General features: G+C 59.0%; 15 protein-coding genes and 1 tRNA gene. 5 read left to right on the top strand and 11 right to left on the bottom strand.

The features are described 5' to 3' along the window. Positions 1-121: 121 nt before the first annotated feature. Positions 122-517, top strand: a complete 396-nt coding sequence (locus ACO08A_RS24575; RefSeq protein ID WP_422038498.1) for a YbaN family protein — start codon at positions 122-124, stop codon at positions 515-517. 9 nt (positions 518-526) lie between these two features. Here ACO08A_RS24575 and ACO08A_RS24570 read toward each other — a convergent pair whose 3' ends face one another. The 3 genes from ACO08A_RS24570 to glmU all read right to left on the bottom strand — a co-directional run bounded on the left by ACO08A_RS24570 (position 527) and on the right by glmU (position 4,261). Then, positions 527-964 carry a GNAT family acetyltransferase gene (locus ACO08A_RS24570; RefSeq protein WP_422038497.1) on the bottom strand — a complete coding sequence of 146 codons (438 nt, stop codon included), beginning with the start codon at positions 962-964 and terminating at the stop codon, positions 527-529. Between the two features lie 4 nt (positions 965-968). Next, positions 969-2,795, bottom strand: coding sequence for a glutamine--fructose-6-phosphate transaminase (isomerizing) (gene glmS, locus ACO08A_RS24565; protein ID WP_422038496.1), 1,827 nt, complete (start codon positions 2,793-2,795; stop codon positions 969-971). A 98-nt stretch (positions 2,796-2,893) separates the two neighbouring features. Further along, positions 2,894-4,261, bottom strand: a complete 1,368-nt coding sequence (glmU, locus tag ACO08A_RS24560; RefSeq protein WP_422038494.1) for a bifunctional UDP-N-acetylglucosamine diphosphorylase/glucosamine-1-phosphate N-acetyltransferase GlmU — start codon at positions 4,259-4,261, stop codon at positions 2,894-2,896. A 180-nt stretch (positions 4,262-4,441) separates the two neighbouring features. On the opposite strand from glmU, the gene ACO08A_RS24555 reads away from it, so the two are divergent. Next, positions 4,442-5,665 carry a hypothetical protein gene (locus ACO08A_RS24555; protein ID WP_422038493.1) on the top strand — a complete coding sequence of 408 codons (1,224 nt, stop codon included), beginning with the start codon at positions 4,442-4,444 and terminating at the stop codon, positions 5,663-5,665. 59 nt (positions 5,666-5,724) lie between these two features. On the opposite strand, the gene ACO08A_RS24550 is transcribed toward ACO08A_RS24555, so the two are convergent. The 3 genes from ACO08A_RS24550 to ACO08A_RS24540 form a co-directional block, all read right to left on the bottom strand. Next, positions 5,725-6,468: a cytochrome c biogenesis CcdA family protein gene (locus ACO08A_RS24550; RefSeq protein WP_422038492.1), complete on the bottom strand. Its 744-nt coding sequence runs from the start codon at positions 6,466-6,468 to the stop codon at positions 5,725-5,727. A 123-nt stretch (positions 6,469-6,591) separates the two neighbouring features. After that, the gene (locus tag ACO08A_RS24545) at positions 6,592-7,566 is read right to left on the bottom strand and encodes a TAXI family TRAP transporter solute-binding subunit (protein ID WP_422038491.1); all 975 of its coding nucleotides are present in this window, start codon (positions 7,564-7,566) and stop codon (positions 6,592-6,594) included. A gap of 282 nt (positions 7,567-7,848) precedes the next feature. Continuing rightward, positions 7,849-8,142: a hypothetical protein gene (locus tag ACO08A_RS24540; protein ID WP_306144095.1), complete on the bottom strand. Its 294-nt coding sequence runs from the start codon at positions 8,140-8,142 to the stop codon at positions 7,849-7,851. 368 nt (positions 8,143-8,510) lie between these two features. Here ACO08A_RS24540 and ACO08A_RS24535 point away from each other — a divergent pair. After that, positions 8,511-8,586 (top strand) — tRNA-Lys (locus ACO08A_RS24535). A 154-nt stretch (positions 8,587-8,740) separates the two neighbouring features. Here the strand turns inward: ACO08A_RS24535 and ACO08A_RS24530 are convergent. Beyond that, positions 8,741-9,079, bottom strand: coding sequence for a hypothetical protein (locus ACO08A_RS24530; RefSeq protein ID WP_422038490.1), 339 nt, complete (start codon positions 9,077-9,079; stop codon positions 8,741-8,743). A 372-nt stretch (positions 9,080-9,451) separates the two neighbouring features. On the opposite strand from ACO08A_RS24530, the gene ACO08A_RS24525 reads away from it, so the two are divergent. Next, positions 9,452-9,730, top strand: coding sequence for a hypothetical protein (locus ACO08A_RS24525; RefSeq protein ID WP_422038489.1), 279 nt, complete (start codon positions 9,452-9,454; stop codon positions 9,728-9,730). A 79-nt stretch (positions 9,731-9,809) separates the two neighbouring features. Continuing rightward, entirely contained in the window at positions 9,810-10,382 is a 573-nt protein-coding gene (locus ACO08A_RS24520) for a glutathione peroxidase (protein WP_422038488.1), read from the top strand. Positions 10,383-10,391: 9 nt separating this feature from the next. Here ACO08A_RS24520 and ACO08A_RS24515 read toward each other — a convergent pair whose 3' ends face one another. The 4 genes from ACO08A_RS24515 to ACO08A_RS24500 all read right to left on the bottom strand — a co-directional run bounded on the left by ACO08A_RS24515 (position 10,392) and on the right by ACO08A_RS24500 (position 16,287). Beyond that, positions 10,392-10,784, bottom strand: a complete 393-nt coding sequence (locus ACO08A_RS24515; RefSeq protein ID WP_422038487.1) for a thiol-disulfide oxidoreductase DCC family protein — start codon at positions 10,782-10,784, stop codon at positions 10,392-10,394. A 173-nt stretch (positions 10,785-10,957) separates the two neighbouring features. Continuing rightward, a complete protein-coding gene (locus ACO08A_RS24510) occupies positions 10,958-14,107 on the bottom strand; it encodes an efflux RND transporter permease subunit (RefSeq protein WP_422038486.1) in 3,150 nt (1,049 codons plus the stop codon). After that, entirely contained in the window at positions 14,108-15,271 is a 1,164-nt protein-coding gene (locus ACO08A_RS24505; RefSeq protein ID WP_422038485.1) for an efflux RND transporter periplasmic adaptor subunit, read from the bottom strand. A gap of 197 nt (positions 15,272-15,468) precedes the next feature. Next, positions 15,469-16,287, bottom strand: coding sequence for a VOC family protein (locus ACO08A_RS24500; RefSeq protein WP_422038484.1), 819 nt, complete (start codon positions 16,285-16,287; stop codon positions 15,469-15,471). Positions 16,288-16,296: the final 9 nt, after the last annotated feature.

Raw genomic sequence — 16,296 nt, 5'->3', positions numbered from 1 at the left:
GGTGAAAACGACCGGATTCCTGTTGAGTGCTCGTCTTACAGTGTGATCCACACTACATAATTATCTTTATCGCAGTGCGGTATACTTCGCTCGATTAATTTTTCAGCGATATACCCTAAAAATGCCGATTGCGGAGGCAGGATTGCGGCGTTTCACGTTCAAACTTCTGGGAACCGGATGTGTGGGCCTCGGGATCATTGGCGCTTTTCTGCCGATTCTGCCGAGCACGATATTCTTCATCCTGGCGGCCGGCTGCTTTGCGCGCTCCTCCCCCGCGCTCGAGGCGAGAATCCTCAACCATCCCGTGATCGGACCGCCCGTCATCGCCTGGCGCGAGCACGGTGCCATTCCAGTGAGGGCCAAAGCGATCGCCGTTTCTGGCATGGCGGTCGGCTATTGTTTCTTCTACTGGTCCACCGGCCCCGCCCCGTGGCTCGCGGCCGGCGTTGCCATGATCATCATCGGATGCGCCACCTATGTCGTCTCCCGCCCGTCCGGCCCGAAGACGGAACCGTGATGGTGCCGCTTAGTCGTCCGGAATGAGCCGTTTTCCGAGCGCAACCGCCTTTTCCGGGGCATAGCCGAGATCGTCATAGAACTTCATGACGGCCTCGTTGCCCTGTCTCACGAAGAGATTGATCTTTGGGCAGCCGAGCCCGATCAGGAACGCCTCGCAGTGTTCCATGAGACGCCGTCCCAGGCCGGCAGACTGATGCGCTGGGTCGATGCTGAGATAGTAGATCGCGCCGCGATGGCCGTCATAGCCTGCCATTACGGACCCGATCACCGTCTCGCCTTTGAGCAGGACAAAAAAGCCGCCCTGAGGGTCGCTCAGCTTGCGGTCAATATCCTTGTCGGGGTCGTTCCACGCACGCGTCAGACCACAGGATTGCCATAGGTCGATGACGTCACTCCGATAGCGTTCTTCAAATGGGACAATGACCGCATCCGCTTGATCCCCCATGGGCTTACTCCACCGTCACGGACTTGGCCAGGTTGCGCGGCTGGTCCACATCCGTACCCATGAAAACCGCCGTGTGGTAAGCGATCAGCTGGACCGGCAGCGCGTAGATGATCGGTGCAACGATATCGGACATGTCGGGCATGATCACAGTGTTTTCCGCGGCACCGCCGCTTTCTTCGGCGCCCTTGGCATCCGTAATCAGCACGATCCTGCCGCCGCGTGCGGCGACCTCCTGCATGTTGGAGACCGTTTTCTCGTAGATCGCATCGTAAGGCGCTATCACGAAGACCGGCATGTTCTCGTCGATCAGCGCGATCGGGCCATGCTTCAGTTCGCCGGCGGCATAGCCTTCGGCATGGATATAGGAGAGTTCCTTGAGCTTGAGCGCGCCTTCGAGCGCGAGCGGGAAATTCGTCGAGCGGCCGAGATAAAGCGCATTGTTGGCTTTCGACAGCGGCTGCGACAGTTTTTCGATTTCGGCTTCGCCCGCAAGCGCCTTCAGTGCCAGACTCGGAACTTCGGTCAACTCTCCAACAAGCGCTTTTTCGCTCTCGGCCGACAGAAATCCGCGTTCCCGTCCCGCCTGGATGGCCAGGGCCGCGAGAACGGCCAACTGGCAGGTGAAGGCTTTTGTCGACGCCACACCGATTTCCGGCCCGGCGATCGTCGGAAACACCATGTCGGCTTCGCGCGCAATCGTGCTTTCCGGGACATTCACGATCGCACCGATGGCTGCACCGTTTTCCTTGCAGTAACGGAGCGAAGCGAGCGTATCCGCCGTTTCACCCGATTGGGAAATGAACAAGGCGGCATCTCTGTCGCTAACAGGTGTCTCCCGGTAGCGGAACTCGCTGGCTATGTCGATTTCGACCGGAAGCCGCGCATATTTTTCAAACCAGTATTTGGCAACGAGACCAGCAAGATAGGCCGTGCCGCAGGCCGAAATGATCAGCCTGGACAGGTTTTCGAATCCGAGCTTGTCTGCGTCCGCAACATTGGCCGTGTTGCTCGTATAGTCGAAATAGCGCGACAGGGTATGGCCAAGCACTTCCGGTTGCTCGTGGATCTCCTTGGCCATGAAGTGCTTGTAGTTGCCTTTTTCCATAAGGCTCGACGTCACGGACGACCGCGCTTCCGGTCTCTCGACCGGATTGTTGTCCAGATCAAAAACGCGCGCGCCGGACCGCGTGAGCACCGCCCAGTCCCCTTCCTCCAGATAAGTAATTCTGTCGGTGAAGGGCGACAGGGCGATGGCATCGGAGCCAAAAAACATCTCCCCTTCGCCATGACCAATCGCCAGGGGCGACCCCTTGCGTGCGCCGATCATGAGGTCGTCTTCGCCTGCAAAGAGCATGGCGAGCGCAAAGGCCCCTTTGAGACGCGGCAGGGTCTCGGCAACCGCGTCGCGCGGAGACTTGCCGTTTGCAATAGCCGCATTGATCAGGTGCGCGACCACCTCGGTATCGGTTTCGGTAGACAGGACGGCACCGGCGGATACCACCTCATCACGCAGTTCAAGATAGTTCTCGATAATGCCGTTGTGAACGATCGCAACCGAACCTGCCTGATGTGGATGCGCGTTGGATACGGTCGGCGCGCCGTGCGTCGCCCATCTGGTGTGGCCGATCCCCGACGTCCCCGCCAGCGGCGTTCCATCAAGGGCGGATTCGAGATTGCGAAGTTTTCCCTCAGCTCTCCGGCGAACCAGTGCCCCGTCGACCAGCGTTGCAACTCCGGCGGAGTCGTAACCCCGGTATTCAAGACGCTTCAGAGAATCGACAATGCGTGGAGCAGCCTCAATCTTACCCAGAACGCCGACAATACCGCACATAAAAAACCCCTATAACTTTAGAAATGCCACCATGCTTTAGACGACGGAAAGCCAAAAATTGAAATCAATACGTGTTTCAGAAAATGTCAGTACAGGTGTCAGGTCGCAGATCCGGACTTCGCGTCCTTCGCGGCTTTCAGCTTTTCTTTCAGGGCCTTGGCCCGGCCTTCCTTGGTGTCCTGGCGCGCTCTTCCAAAGGCCAGTGCGTCGGCCGGGACGTCTTGCGTGATCACGCTCCCGGCGGAAACAAATGCCCCGTCACCCAGCTGAACGGGCGCAACCAGCGTCGAATTCGACCCGACGAAGCTGTCGGACCCGATATCCGTCCTATGCTTGAGAAAACCGTCATAGTTACAGGTGATCGTGCCGGCGCCGATATTGCTCTTTGAGCCGACGCTTGCATCACCGACATAACTGAGATGATTTGCCTTTGCGCCCGCGCCGAAGGTCACGTTTTTCGTCTCCACGAAGTTGCCGATCTTCGCGCCTTGTTCAAGAACCGTTCCCGGGCGCAAGCGCGCGTAGGGACCGACGACGCATCCGCTTGCCACGACCGCGCCTTCGAGATGGCTGAACGCCCGGATCGTCGCTCCCGAGGCCACATGTACGCCACCGGCGAAAACGACGTTCTGTTCGACCGTGACGCCCGGCTCGAGGACCGTATCGTGGGAGAAATACACGGTGTGCGGCGCAAGCAGCGTGCAGCCCTCGTCCATTGCTGCGCGGCGCATTCGGTCCTGAAAGTCCTGTTCGCAGGCCGCGAGCTGGGCCCGAGTGTTGATGCCCTGCGTCTCCACTTCCGAGCCGGCAACCGCGGAAACCTTGAGGCCGCGACGGTTCGCGATCTCGACGGCATCGGTCAGATAGTACTCGCCTTTGACATTTGCATTGCCGATTTCCTCCATCAGCGACAGCGCATGTTTGCCGGAAAAGCCCATGATGCCCGAATTACAGAACGTCACCTTGCGTTCTTCGTCGGAGGCATCCTTTTCTTCCCGGATTGCGAGGAGCTTGCCGTTGTCCGTAAGCAGGCGTCCATATCCGAACGGATCCCGCGTCTCGAACCCGAGCACGACGAGATCGCTTCCCTCGCGCAGCGCGTCCCGCACTTTCAGGACGGTCTCTGCCGTTACCAGGGGCGTGTCGCCGAAAAGGACAAGAACATCGTCCGCAGGTTGCACAAGTGCCTCTCTGGCCGCAAGCGCGGCGTGAGCCGTTCCGAGCCTCTCCTCCTGCACGTGGCACAGGGCGGACGGCATCATTCCAGCCACCAGACTGGCAAGGGCCGGCATCTCCGGACCCGTCACGACCGAAACGCGATCCGAACCGGCGCCGGAAAGCGCTTTCAGCACATGCCCGACCATCGCCAGACCGCCTATCTCGTGAAGAACCTTCGGCAGATCCGATTTCATGCGGGTGCCGAGACCTGCGGCGAGAACGATTGAGAGACAAGTGCGATCGGACATGCAAATTCCAACTCAGAATTCAGGACAAGGGGCGAATGCGCGGGCTCTTATATGCCCCGATCCACAGAACATTGAAAGATGTGATGATCAGGCCATTCCTGTTTTGCATTCATTAACCATAATGGGCTCCTGATACAGTATCGCCGCGCAGATTCGCAAACAGGATCCGGACTGAACGCCTTGCTTGAACCCCAGGCCCCAAAAACGACCCGAGAAATCGTTCGGGACACGTTTACGCCGTCCCGTGTCGGCATCTTGTCCTGGGCGTTTGCGGCCGTGTTCATGGGAACCATCGGGCTCGCGTCCTACCAGTTTGCCAGCAGCCCGTTTACGCCATTCGCGGATAGCCGGGCGCTCCCGGCCGGCATCCCGCTGGCTGCCGGCTCCCCGATCGAAACAACCGCTTCGATCAACCGTGAGACTGCAATCGCGATCGCCGCTGTTCCCTCCTCCGCCGGGGAAATTGAGAACGGGCAAGACCTGCAACAGAGCCAGATCGAGGTGCTCCAGCGCGAAGTCGTCGGGCTGCGCCGCCGACTGTCGGCACTCTCGGAACAGAACCGGGTCTATTCGAGCCGCATCGCTGCACTTGAACAGGAAGTCGCTCTTGCAAAACTCGTGTCTTCCGCTCGCGCAAAGACACAGGCAGAACAATCGGTTGCCCCCAGGCCTGGAAAGATCGTTACAGAGAGCCCAGTCGCGGACGCCGCGGAAATGCCGGCGGCCCATCACCCGATGACCGGTCCGCTTACGCCATCGCAGCCCCGGACAGAGACAAACCAGATCCTGGCCGACAAGGGGACAGCGGCCGACAAGCCGCGCGAGGCATCGACCGAAAGGTCCGCCGGTGTCCGCCTGCTGCCGCCTCCGCAAACGCTACTGGCACCCGAAAGCACCGAAACCGAACCGGTCCGGATCGTGTCGCCGACGACCGGCGACACGTCTTCGCTCACCACGGCATCGATACCGGACACGCCGGCAGAAACCGTGCCCGAGTTCGACACCACGCCAACGCGAACGGGCCTCGCCCCGCAGGTCATCAGCCCGTCTGCTCCGTCCGGTCAGATCCGTGGAACGGGAAGCGACAGTCAGATCAGAAGGAGCGACTTCGGGGCCATTATCGGACACTACCGGTCAAGAGCAGGCGCTGCGAAGGCATGGGCCGATTTCAAGGAGCAGAACGAGGAGCGCATGCGCGACCTGCGACCGCTACTGATGGAAAAGCAGACCGAAGAAGGCGGGATTGCGCTGATGATCGGCCCCTTCGCCAACGCGGCGGACGCCTCCCTTGCATGCCTGCACCTGCTCGCCGTCACCGAACTGTGCCGGCCAGCGCTTTATGCCGGCGATCCGCTTGTCACGGCCGCCGAATTCAGGGACAGCGCGTTCTCACCGCCGCAGTAGGCCGTTTATCGGTGAAAATCCCATCTGCCGGGCGCAGCAATTCGGCCCGGAAACACACGTCAACCGATCGTCTGAAAGGCCGGGAAGGTTTCCAGGAGCCAATAGGAGAAAACGGCCATCTGTCCGGTCAGAAACAGAACGCCGGTCACGACAAGCATTCCGCCCATCGTCTTCTCCACGGCTCCCATGTGCTTGCGGAAGCGTTTCATGAATTTCAGGAACGGGCCGGCAAACAGAGACGCGATCAGGAACGGAATACCCAGACCCACCGCATAGGCCGTCAGCAGCATCACGCCCTGCCCGACCGTATCCTTCGCCGCCGCGAAGGTCAGGATTCCGGCCAGAACGGGTCCGATGCAGGGCGTCCACCCGAAGCCGAAGGCAAGCCCCATCACATAGGCTCCCAGTGGCCCGGCAGGCTTGCGCGTGACCTGGAACCGGGCTTCCCGGTAAAGAAGGCCGATGCGGAAAACGCCCAGGAAATGCAGCCCCATGACAATGATGACCGCGCCCGCGATATAGCCGAGAAAATCGAGATACTGCCGGATGATCTGACCCAACAGGCTGGCGGTTGCACCAAGCATCACGAAGACGGTCGAAAAACCGAGCACGAAAACGAGCGACGTCAGGAAGACGCGTCTTGCCGCCGCGCGGTTGTCTTCCTCTTCATTGGCCAGCTCCTCGAGCGAAACACCCGCCATATACCCGAGGTAAGGCGGCACGAGGGGCAGCACGCAAGGGGAAAGAAAGGACACAACTCCGGCCAGAACGGCAATGAGTATCGACGTTTCTTGGAGGATCATCTGTTTTTCCGGTCTCGCTCGATTTCGGTCCGGTATAGACCGGCTGAGAATTGGAGCATTGATTTAGCCCCGGAATCACCAAACTCCAAGACAATTGCGTGTCACCTTTTGGAGAGCGGGTGACTAGTTCGCCCGGCGCTCGCCCGCCGGAGACAACAGGCCGTTTTTCTCGAAGTATTTCATGGCCCCGGGATGAAGCGGCGCCGTGACACCTTCGGCGATCATATCCGGCTGAGTGAGAATACTGAGCGCCGGGTGCAGGGTGGTGAAATCATCGAAGTTCTCGTAGACGGCCGCGACGAGGGCCGCGACGATGTCGTCGGGCATCGCGGCAGAGGTCACGATCGTGGCGACCACGCCGAACGATCCCTCCGGTTCGTCCTGACCGTAAAGGCCGGCCGGAATGGCAGCCGGCATGTAGTAGGGTTCGTCTTCGACGAAACCGGCAACAGCCGCACCGTCCATGCCGATCAGGCGAATGCCGCACTGTTCCATGGTTTCCTCGATCAGAGCGGCGGGATGACCGATCAGCTGGAAATAGGCATCGATCTCGTCAGTGCACAGTGCCTCGGCGAGTTCGGAACTGCTTCTGTTCGAAAACCCTTGCCTGTCCGCCTCCGACCAGCCCAGGCTGGAAACGAGCGTGTTCCAGGAAGCTTCCGATCCCGACCCCTTGCTGCCAATGTCTATCCTGGCGCCCTTGAGGTCATCGAATGTTTCGAAGCCGGACGTGTCCCTGACCACGATCGTCGCGACCTCGGCATGCAGTGCAAATACGGAACGTAGATCTGCAAAAGGGCCCGTGTCTTCAAACACCGACGTGCCGAGATAGGCATGGTGTTGCCAATCGGATTGTGCAAAGCCGAAATCGAGGTCGCCGGACCGGATGAGTTCGATGTTTGATATGGACCCGAGCGTTGCTTCCACGGAACAGCGAACGCCGTGCTCGGCTCTCTCCTGGTTGACGAGCCTGCAGGCCGCACTGCCGGACGGGTAATAGACACCGGTGACCCCGGCTGTCCCGATGGTGATGAAGCTCTGTTCCGACGCCAGCCCTTGCAATGGCGGCAAGACGCCGCCGGCGACGTAAAAAGCCATCAGCAACAACGGACGAAGACGCGGGAGTAGCCCATTCGGGGAGCCGGCACCGCGTTCACGATAAACGGACAAACACATGGAACCGACACCTGACAGCTGGAGAACCAAGAACACACTCCTCACCAGAAATATCAAAGCTGCCCGTACTTGACCAGCGTGGGTCCAGCGCCGGTACACGGCGCTCGCGCTCGGACAGAATCAAAAAAGGCGCCGCGGCGCCCGTTTCGTATGCTGTAGTTGACATGCGGCAACGGCCCCTGCCCCGGCCGCCTGCACCTGAACCTAGTTGGATTGCCCCCCGCTGATCACTTCGAAAATCATGCCCTTCAGCTCTTCTTCCGGATCGCCCTCTCTCAGCCCCTGACGCCACTGATCTAGGATCAGACGCAGACCGAGCGTTTCACGATTGTGCGGCAATTCACCAATAAAAGAAGCAAAAAAAGCATCAAGCTGCTCACGATCGATGACACCTTGATCGATGAGCGCGTGAATCAGGGTCATCGTTGCGGCGATGTGCCCTTTCACAAAATCAAACTCGACGGAGTTTGTATGAGTATCCATTGTCGTCGTACGCATGCGACCTCCTGAATGACGCTCCAAGGTACAACACAAACCTATATTGCGCCACCTGACAGTTTTTGCAGTAGAATAACCTTTATCTTCTTAAATACGAATATAACCAACAAACGTTAAAGCACTATATTTGCGCGCCCAGCAATTACTTTACCAATTGGTATTGTTATTTGGCAATTAATACTCATGGATATAATTTCATGGCGAATTTTCTCGTTGTTTAAATGAATGACACATGGACGCATGTCGTTTTTCGGCGCGCTGTTGAAAAAATGAATTTTGCCTCTTGCAATGTCCCCACTCACAGCCTAAACACACGCCACCGACGCGGCGGCGGACCACGCTGCTTCAACGCTTCGGTACTTTGGTGAGAGCCGATAGCTCAGCTGGTAGAGCAACTGACTTTTAATCAGTAGGTCCAGGGTTCGAACCCCTGTCGGCTCACCAAAACAACATCTGAAAATCAGGAAATTTGCTCAAGTCCCGAGACTTCTTCTCGGGTTCGGCCCGCCAAACGGTATCCGGCACAACCCGACTTTGCCTGCAACTCTTCGAACAGGGCCTTGAGATTGATGCTCCCTTCGCGAAGTGCGCCCTGTACCTAGCAGTTTTGCTGGTTCATTGTGCGCTCGATCACTTCCTTGTGACCCTTGAGACGGGCAACTTCCGGCGCGACGTTTGCTCCCGAGAGAGATGAAACCGGCAACCCAAGCAGGATAACCCCCGCGACATCGCCGGAACGCGCATTGCTCTGCTGTTTGGACGCAGTTGCCAAAGCGTCGTTCACTCGCCCAGCTTCCGCGCGCATTGCAGTACAGGACCATCCTGAATATTCGGATGGGCTAACGTAAGACGGCTGAATGGATTCAGGTGATTGAGCGCAAGCGGCCAGACAAACCGGCAACGCGAAACCGAACTTCATATATTTTTGGAGTGCCACGTCTAGATCCTGATGATATTTTCTCCAAAATCTAGATATAAATTGGGAAAAGATAAAGTATTTAATTCTTATAATACAATAATTAATAATATTTTAATGATTTATTACTGTGATAACCATAAATTTCGCAGGAGTTGTCAGCCGACGAATTGACTTGAGCCAAGTCGATGACGGCAACTGCTCTGCCGCGCGATCATGCAGCATGGAAAATAAGCATGGCGGGCTCGCCGCCCCACCCCAAAACCTTCCCGGCAAGATCAACACCAAACGTCCTTCTACAACCGGCCTGAGATGACCTATATTGCCGGCATGCGTCGCACCGGTCGTACGCAGAAAAGATGCGGCAAAAGCGAAAAAAGGAAACACGCACGGATGAAAGTTCCGATCCCGGAAGAACCGACCCACATGGTCACAGCAATCGTTGCCTATGCCGGCATCGCGAAGCGGCTTCATGTCGAGATTGAAAGGCGTGCCACGGAAACCGGCATTGATCTGGACGTCATCCGCTCGGATCTGCTCCAGGAAGCCAAGAAGGCCATTCCGCATGGCGATTTCGCCAAGGACGAGATCGGCGTCTACAAGACCATGTTCCAGGCGATCGAGACGATATTCGACCCGATCGACCCGAGCGCCGGCGCTAAAGATGTATAGTCGGTCGGAAATGGCAGCAACGGGTGAACCGGACCGCCCAAAGAGAACGTAATGAGGGCAGCTAATTGGAGATGACTTGATGCCCCGGATCGGAAACATTCTCAGCCTCGTTGCCGGCGCAACCGTAGCCATGAGCGCGAGCATGTCACACGTGCCCGCCGGGCAGGCCCGGGACAGCGCCCTGCAGTTTTCCTTCGATATGCCCGATGGCAGTCAGCTGCCGCTGGAACAGTTTGCGGGCAAGACGGTGCTGGTCGTCAACACGGCAACCAAATGCGGGTTCAGCAAGCAGCTTGCCGGACTGCAGGAGCTGCATGAACGCTATTCTGAAAGCGGACTGGTTGTGCTCGCGGTGCCGTCAAACGATTTCGGCAATCAGGAACCCTTGAAAGACGGCGAGATAGCCGGGTTCTGCGAAGCCAAATACGGTGCCAAATACCTGATGACCGCAAAAACGTCCGTGAAGGGAAAGCTCGCGCATCCCTTCTACGCATGGGCCGCGGACACGCTCGGATCAGCCGCCCGTCCCTACTGGAATTTTCACAAGTACCTGATCGGGCCGGACGGTTCGATCGTCGCCTGGTTCTCGACACCGACTAAACCGACATCTTCGAAGATCGTCAGGGCCATCGAGGCACAGCTCGGCAGCTGACCACGGGTTTCAGGGCTGGGAGCCTACAGGTGGTGCCGACGGCTGAAGGCTCGCCTGGCAATGCGCGTGACGTTTGAAACGACGGTCGGCGAATTTCCGATAGGCAAATGAAACGCCGCGATAGACACCCGGCAGTGCGGCGAGCGCGCCCAGAAGCCGCCATCCCCTGAATTGCCGCCAGATTACCAGAAACGCGTCCAGACCGGTTTGGATCGTCCCCTCTTCGTCACGCACGCGTAAATAAAGCAGGGCCTCCGACTGGCTCATGCCCGTGCCCTGTAGCAGCTCCGGATGCGTGGCGATATCGTTCCAGACGATGCTGGTTCTCGGTGTCAGCCGCTTGTAATAGCCGATCTCCCGCGAACAGAGCCCGCACTTGCCGTCGTAGTAAACTTCGATCAACGCTCTCACCATCCGTTTGCCTGATTGATGGTACCTACGTTGGCGAAGCGGACATGGATTGCTGATGCGTGTTCGCAGACCACACGGATTGTTGCGATTTCGGGATGTTCAGCAAAAAGGCCGGTCCAACATCGCGTTTCGACCGGCCTTTCTTTCCATCGATATGTCTTTGCTCACCCGGCCTCGGCACTCCGGCTGACATGCCCCTGCCCGCCGAGCATCGTCTTGACCTTCTCGCGGATGTACTGGAGGCACACGTAAAGCACGGGGATCATCAGGACCCCGATCACGGTTGCAAACAGCATCCCGCCGAAGACGGCAAAGCCGATGGCCTTCTGGCTGGCGGCACCGGCGCTCGACGCCGTCATCAGCGGCACGACACCGAGCAGGAACGACAGCGCCGTCATCATCACGGCGCGGAAACGCAGGTGCGCCGCCTCGGTGGCCGCATCCATGATGCTCTTGCCGCTGTCGCGCTGTTCCATCGCGAATTCCACGATCAGGATCGCATTCTTCGCCCCCATGCCGACAAGCATGATCATGCCGATCTGGGTATAGAGATTGACATCCCCGCCGGTAACGAACACCGCCACGAGCGCCCCCATGATGGCAAAGGACACCGACATCAGGATCGCGACCGGCATCGACCAGCTTTCATACTGGGCAACCAGGAAGAGATAGGTGAACAGGATCGACAGCATCAGGATGAACATCACGATATTGCTGGCGCCCTGCTGCTGCTGCGCCGTGCCCGTCCATTCGTAGGTGTATCCCGGCGGCATGGCTTCGTCCGCTGCCGATTCCATCTCGTTGATGACGACACCGGTCGAAGCGCCGGGGGCCGGATCCGCCATGACGGCGGCCGCCCGGAACATGTTGTAGCGCGTCAGGATCTGCGGTCCGAGCACGTTCTCGGTCGTCAGAACACTGCGCAGCGGCACCATGGTGCCGTCCTGGGAACGGACATAGAGCCGGCCGATATCCTCGATCTTGTCGCGATACTGCCCCTCGGCCTGGATCATGACCTTGTAGACGCGGCCAAAGATGTTGAAGTCGTTGATGTAGAACGACCCGAGATAGGCCTGAAGCGTGGTGAAGACGTCGGAGACCCCGATCCCCAGCGTCTTGGCCTTTTCCCTGTCGAGATCGACGAACACCTGCGGAACATTCGCCCGGAAGGTCGAATAGGCGCGCGCGATATCAGAGCTCTGGTTGGCCGAATAGACCATCGAGCCGACGGCGGACGCCAGGTCCTGCGGCGTGCCGCCACCCGTCTGCTGCATCATCATCTGCACGCCGCCGGTGGTCCCGAGGCCCGGGATCGGTGGCGGGTTGAAGGCAATGATGTTGGCGCCCGGTATCGTGGAGAAATCAGCCCAGAACTTCGCCAGAATGGCATTGATGCGCAGGTTCGGCTCCTGCCGCTCCTCCCAGTTGCTCATTGTCGCGATCACGAGCGCGGCGTTCGAGGATGTCGCGCCGTTCAGGATCGAATAGCCGTTGACGATGACGACGTTCTCCACGCCCGGAACAGCCTGCGTCAGCTCAACCACGCGCTCCGTGACAGTCTCCGTGCGTTGAAGCGCGGCGCCATCGGGAAGCTGGACATCCACCATCAGGTAACCCTGGTCCTCGGACGGCAGAAAGCCCTGGGGCAGCGTGCTGCCGAGCGACATGATCACGGCGATCGCACCGCCGACGATGATCAGGCCGATGAAGGCCACGCGCACAAGCCGCCGGATGATCGCGGTATAGCCGTCGCGCACACCGGTGATGCCGCGGTCGAACAGCCCCATGAGCCCCTTCGGCGGGCCGGAGCGCGCCTTCAGGATGAGACCGCAGAGCGCCGGAGACAGCGTCAGCGCGTTGATCGACGAGATCACCACCGAAACGGAAATCGTCACGGCGAACTGCGAATAGAGCCGGCCGGTGATGCCGGGCATGAAGATCGTCGGCACGAACACGGCGAGCAGCACGAGAGTCGTCGCAATGACGGGACTGGTGATCTGCTCCATCGCCTTGGCGGTGGCTTCCTTCGGCGCCAGCCCCTCCTCCGCGATGATGCGTTCAACGTTCTCCACGACGACGATCGCGTCATCGACCACGATACCGATCGCCAGAACCAGCGCGAACAGGGAAATCGTGTTGAGCGACATGCCGAGCGCAAGCAGGACCCCGAACGTACCGATCAACGACACAGGGATCGCAACCGTCGGAATGATCGTCGCGCGCCAGTTGCCCAGGAAGATGAACACCACCGAAACAACGAGCAGGAATGTCAGGAACAGTGTCGCGATCACGTCGTCCAGCGACGCCTGCACGAAATCCGTCGTGTTGAACGGCACAGCGTACTCGACGTCATCCGGAAACGCCTGCGCGAGGTTTTCAAGGCGCGCGAGCACGTTCTCCGACACCTGGAGTGCGTTGGCACCCGGAGCCTGGTATATCGCAAGAACCGTGGAAGGCTGGCCGTTGAACTCACCGGACGCGTTGTAGAACTGGGCACCGAGTTCGACCCGTGCGACGTCTCCGATCTTCACGATGGCACCGTCGTCACCGGTTCTGAGGACGATCTCCTCGAACTCCTCCGGTGTCGCGAGCCGGCCCTTCGCCTTGATCGTATACTGAAACTGCTGTCCGTCCGGCACGGGTGGCGCGCCGATCTGGCCTGCGGCGACCTGAATGTTCTGATCCTGCACGGCGGCGATGAAATCAGTTGGTGTCATGCCCAGGCTGGTAAGCCTGTCCGGATCGAGCCAGATACGCATGCCGTAGGCGAAATCCGTCATCACGTCGGCACGGCCGACACCCTGCACACGGGCGAGCGAATCCTTCAGGTTGATGGAGGCATAGTTCGACAGAAAGACGGGGTCATAGGTGCCATTCGGCGAATAAAGCGTGATCACCAGCAGCATGTTGGTGCTGGCTTTTTGAACGGTCACACCGTTCGCGGTCACCTCGCTCGGCAACTGGCTGGTCGCCTGTGACACACGGTTCTGCGTGTTGACCGTTGCAATGTCGGGATCCGTTCCGACCGCGAAGGTCACGTTGAGCGAATAGTTGCCGCTGTCGTTGCTGGTCGACTGCATGTAGATCATGTCGTCGACGCCGTTGACCTGGCCCTCGATGGGCGCGGCGACGGTCTCTTCCAGAACCTCGGCGTTCGCACCCGTGTAGGTCGCAGAGACATTCACCACCGGCGGTGTGATATTGGGAAACTGCTCGACCGGCAGCGACACATAGCCGAGAATACCGGCAATCGTGATGACAATCGAAATCACCAGCGCGAATTTCGGCCGGTAGATGAAAAAGCGAGAAAACATTTAGCTCTGCTCCGCCGGCTGGGATGCGAGGACGGGGTCAACCTCGACACCCGGTCGGACCTTTTGCAGACCTTCCGTTATGACTTCATCCCCTTCGGCCAGCCCGTTCGTGACGACGAAATTCGTCCCGATCTGCTGGCCAAGCTCGACATACTTCTGTTCGACCTTCTTGTCCGACGTAATCGCGAGCGCAAACGCCCCCTGCTGGTCCCGCTGGATCGCGGCCTGGGGAACGACGAGCGCGGTCTCCGTGTTCGGCGCTTCCAGAAGAACCGTGACATAGGTTCCGGCAAGCAGGCGGACGTCCTTGTTCTCAAATTGCCCGCGGAAGGAAATCGTGCCCGTTGTGGCGTCAATCTCGTTGTCGATATAGACGATTTTTCCGCTTTCTCCGTATTTGTCGCCGTTGGGAAGCACGAGGCTGATGGACGGCGCCTCGTCGGGAGACAGATCGGCGGGACTGATATTGTGGGTCTGCACCGCATTCAGATACTGCGCTTCGCTGACGGAGAAGTTGACATAGACCGGCGCGAGACGGATCAGCTTGGCAAGTGAGCTGGTGTTGGGTCCGACGAGTTCCCCGACGCTGAATGTGCTCTTGCCGATCTGGCCCGGAAACGGTGCGGAAATGTCGGTGTAGCTCAGATTGAGCTCCGCCTGCTGCAAAGCGGACTGCGCCGCCTCGACAGACGCTTCGGCCTGCTGCTTCTGCGCAAGCGTTGCTTCGTAGGCGGCTTCCGACACATGTCCCTTGTCCAGGAGATCCTTGTCGCGTTTCTCGTCGGCCGCCTTGAGGGCCGCATCGGCTTTTGCGCTGGCGACATCGGCCTTCGCCTTTGTCAGCTGGGCCTCGTATTCGGCCTTTTCAATTGTGAACAGCAAGTCGTCCTGCTTCACGAACGACCCGTCGGGAACGGCCTTGTCCTCCAGGAAACCGCTCACGCGGGCAACGAGATCAACCTGGTCCACAGCCGCGATCTGGCCGACAAAGGACTCGCTCTGGCGTACGTCCTGGGAGGTCACCTTGGCAACCGTGACCGAGGGCGGCGGGGCCGCCGGGGCCTCTGCCTGCTTCGAATCGTCAGAACAGGCTGCCAGCAGGCTCAGGGCAGCAGCAGCAAGAAGAAGATGACGGGAACGGGAAGCAATACGCTGAAATGGCATTCGAGAACTCCGCTGTCAGACCTTTGGGTCGCGCGCTTGATCGGAGTTCACTATAAAAGGACTGATTGATTCAACAAGCGAATTTTCTCGTTGTGCGGGTCGGGCCGGACGATAGTCTTACGTCGCGTTTTCAATCCGCAATTGCCCTTGGTTGTTTTCCCGAGGGTCGGCTCGGACGCGATTATGTGTGAGCGGTCTTATGAAGACAGGATAAGCGTGAGGCCGTGCAGCCGGCTCGCGGGAAACACACCCGTTTCTTCCGGCGAACCCGTACCTATCTCAATCGCGGCTATCTGTGGCAGCTCTCCTTGCAGCGCGTCGGCAGCGCTTTCGCCAACGAGGGATCGATACGCCGCCGGATTGAGGACGGAAATCTTGCCGCGCGCCGTCTCGACTTCGAGACCGAGGCTCGTCGCCCGCATTTCCCGCTGACCGGTGAAGCCCCCCAGGAACTCGTGATGGTCTGACGGATCCGCGGCGACCATGTAGATCGTCCTGATCTCCCTTGCACCGTTGGCATGCGTCTGGAAGGCCGGCTTCCAGAAATTTTCCGGGTATTTGTTATGGCAGGTGAAGTAACCGGTTTCCGGGCTTAGCGGATCCCTGAGGATGGTCAGTTCGAAAGCGACCTTTGCCGTCTTCCCGTCTGGCAGGTGCGCGACGCGTTCGAACGAAAACGGTTCGAAAAGGGACAGACCGGCTTTTTCGAAATCCTGTCTGTCGAGGCCTGCGTCCCGGCTTTCCATGACCAGCATGCTTGCGCCTTCGCGTTTGGCGAGAAACGACCGGTTGAACGCACCGAAGGAAAACGTCGCGCCCGCCGTTTCCGTGATCAGACCGGGTTCCGCCACGCTGAGCAATTCGATGAAAAATCCGTCGAGCTGTATCAGCCGGTTGGCGGTTCCCCAGGGATGCCTGTTCTCCGGAGTGACTGTGAAGCCGAGCGCTTCATACGCCTTGCCCGCAGCATCGAGGTCGTTCACGGCGACAACGATATGATCGAGACCTCGTAGCAACTCTGTCCC

The organism is Roseibium sp. (assembly GCF_965232425.1).
GTDB lineage: Bacteria > Pseudomonadota > Alphaproteobacteria > Rhizobiales > Stappiaceae > Roseibium.
The sequence above is the reverse complement of the archived record's forward strand: the minus strand, read 5'-3'. Positions and strand labels throughout refer to the sequence as shown.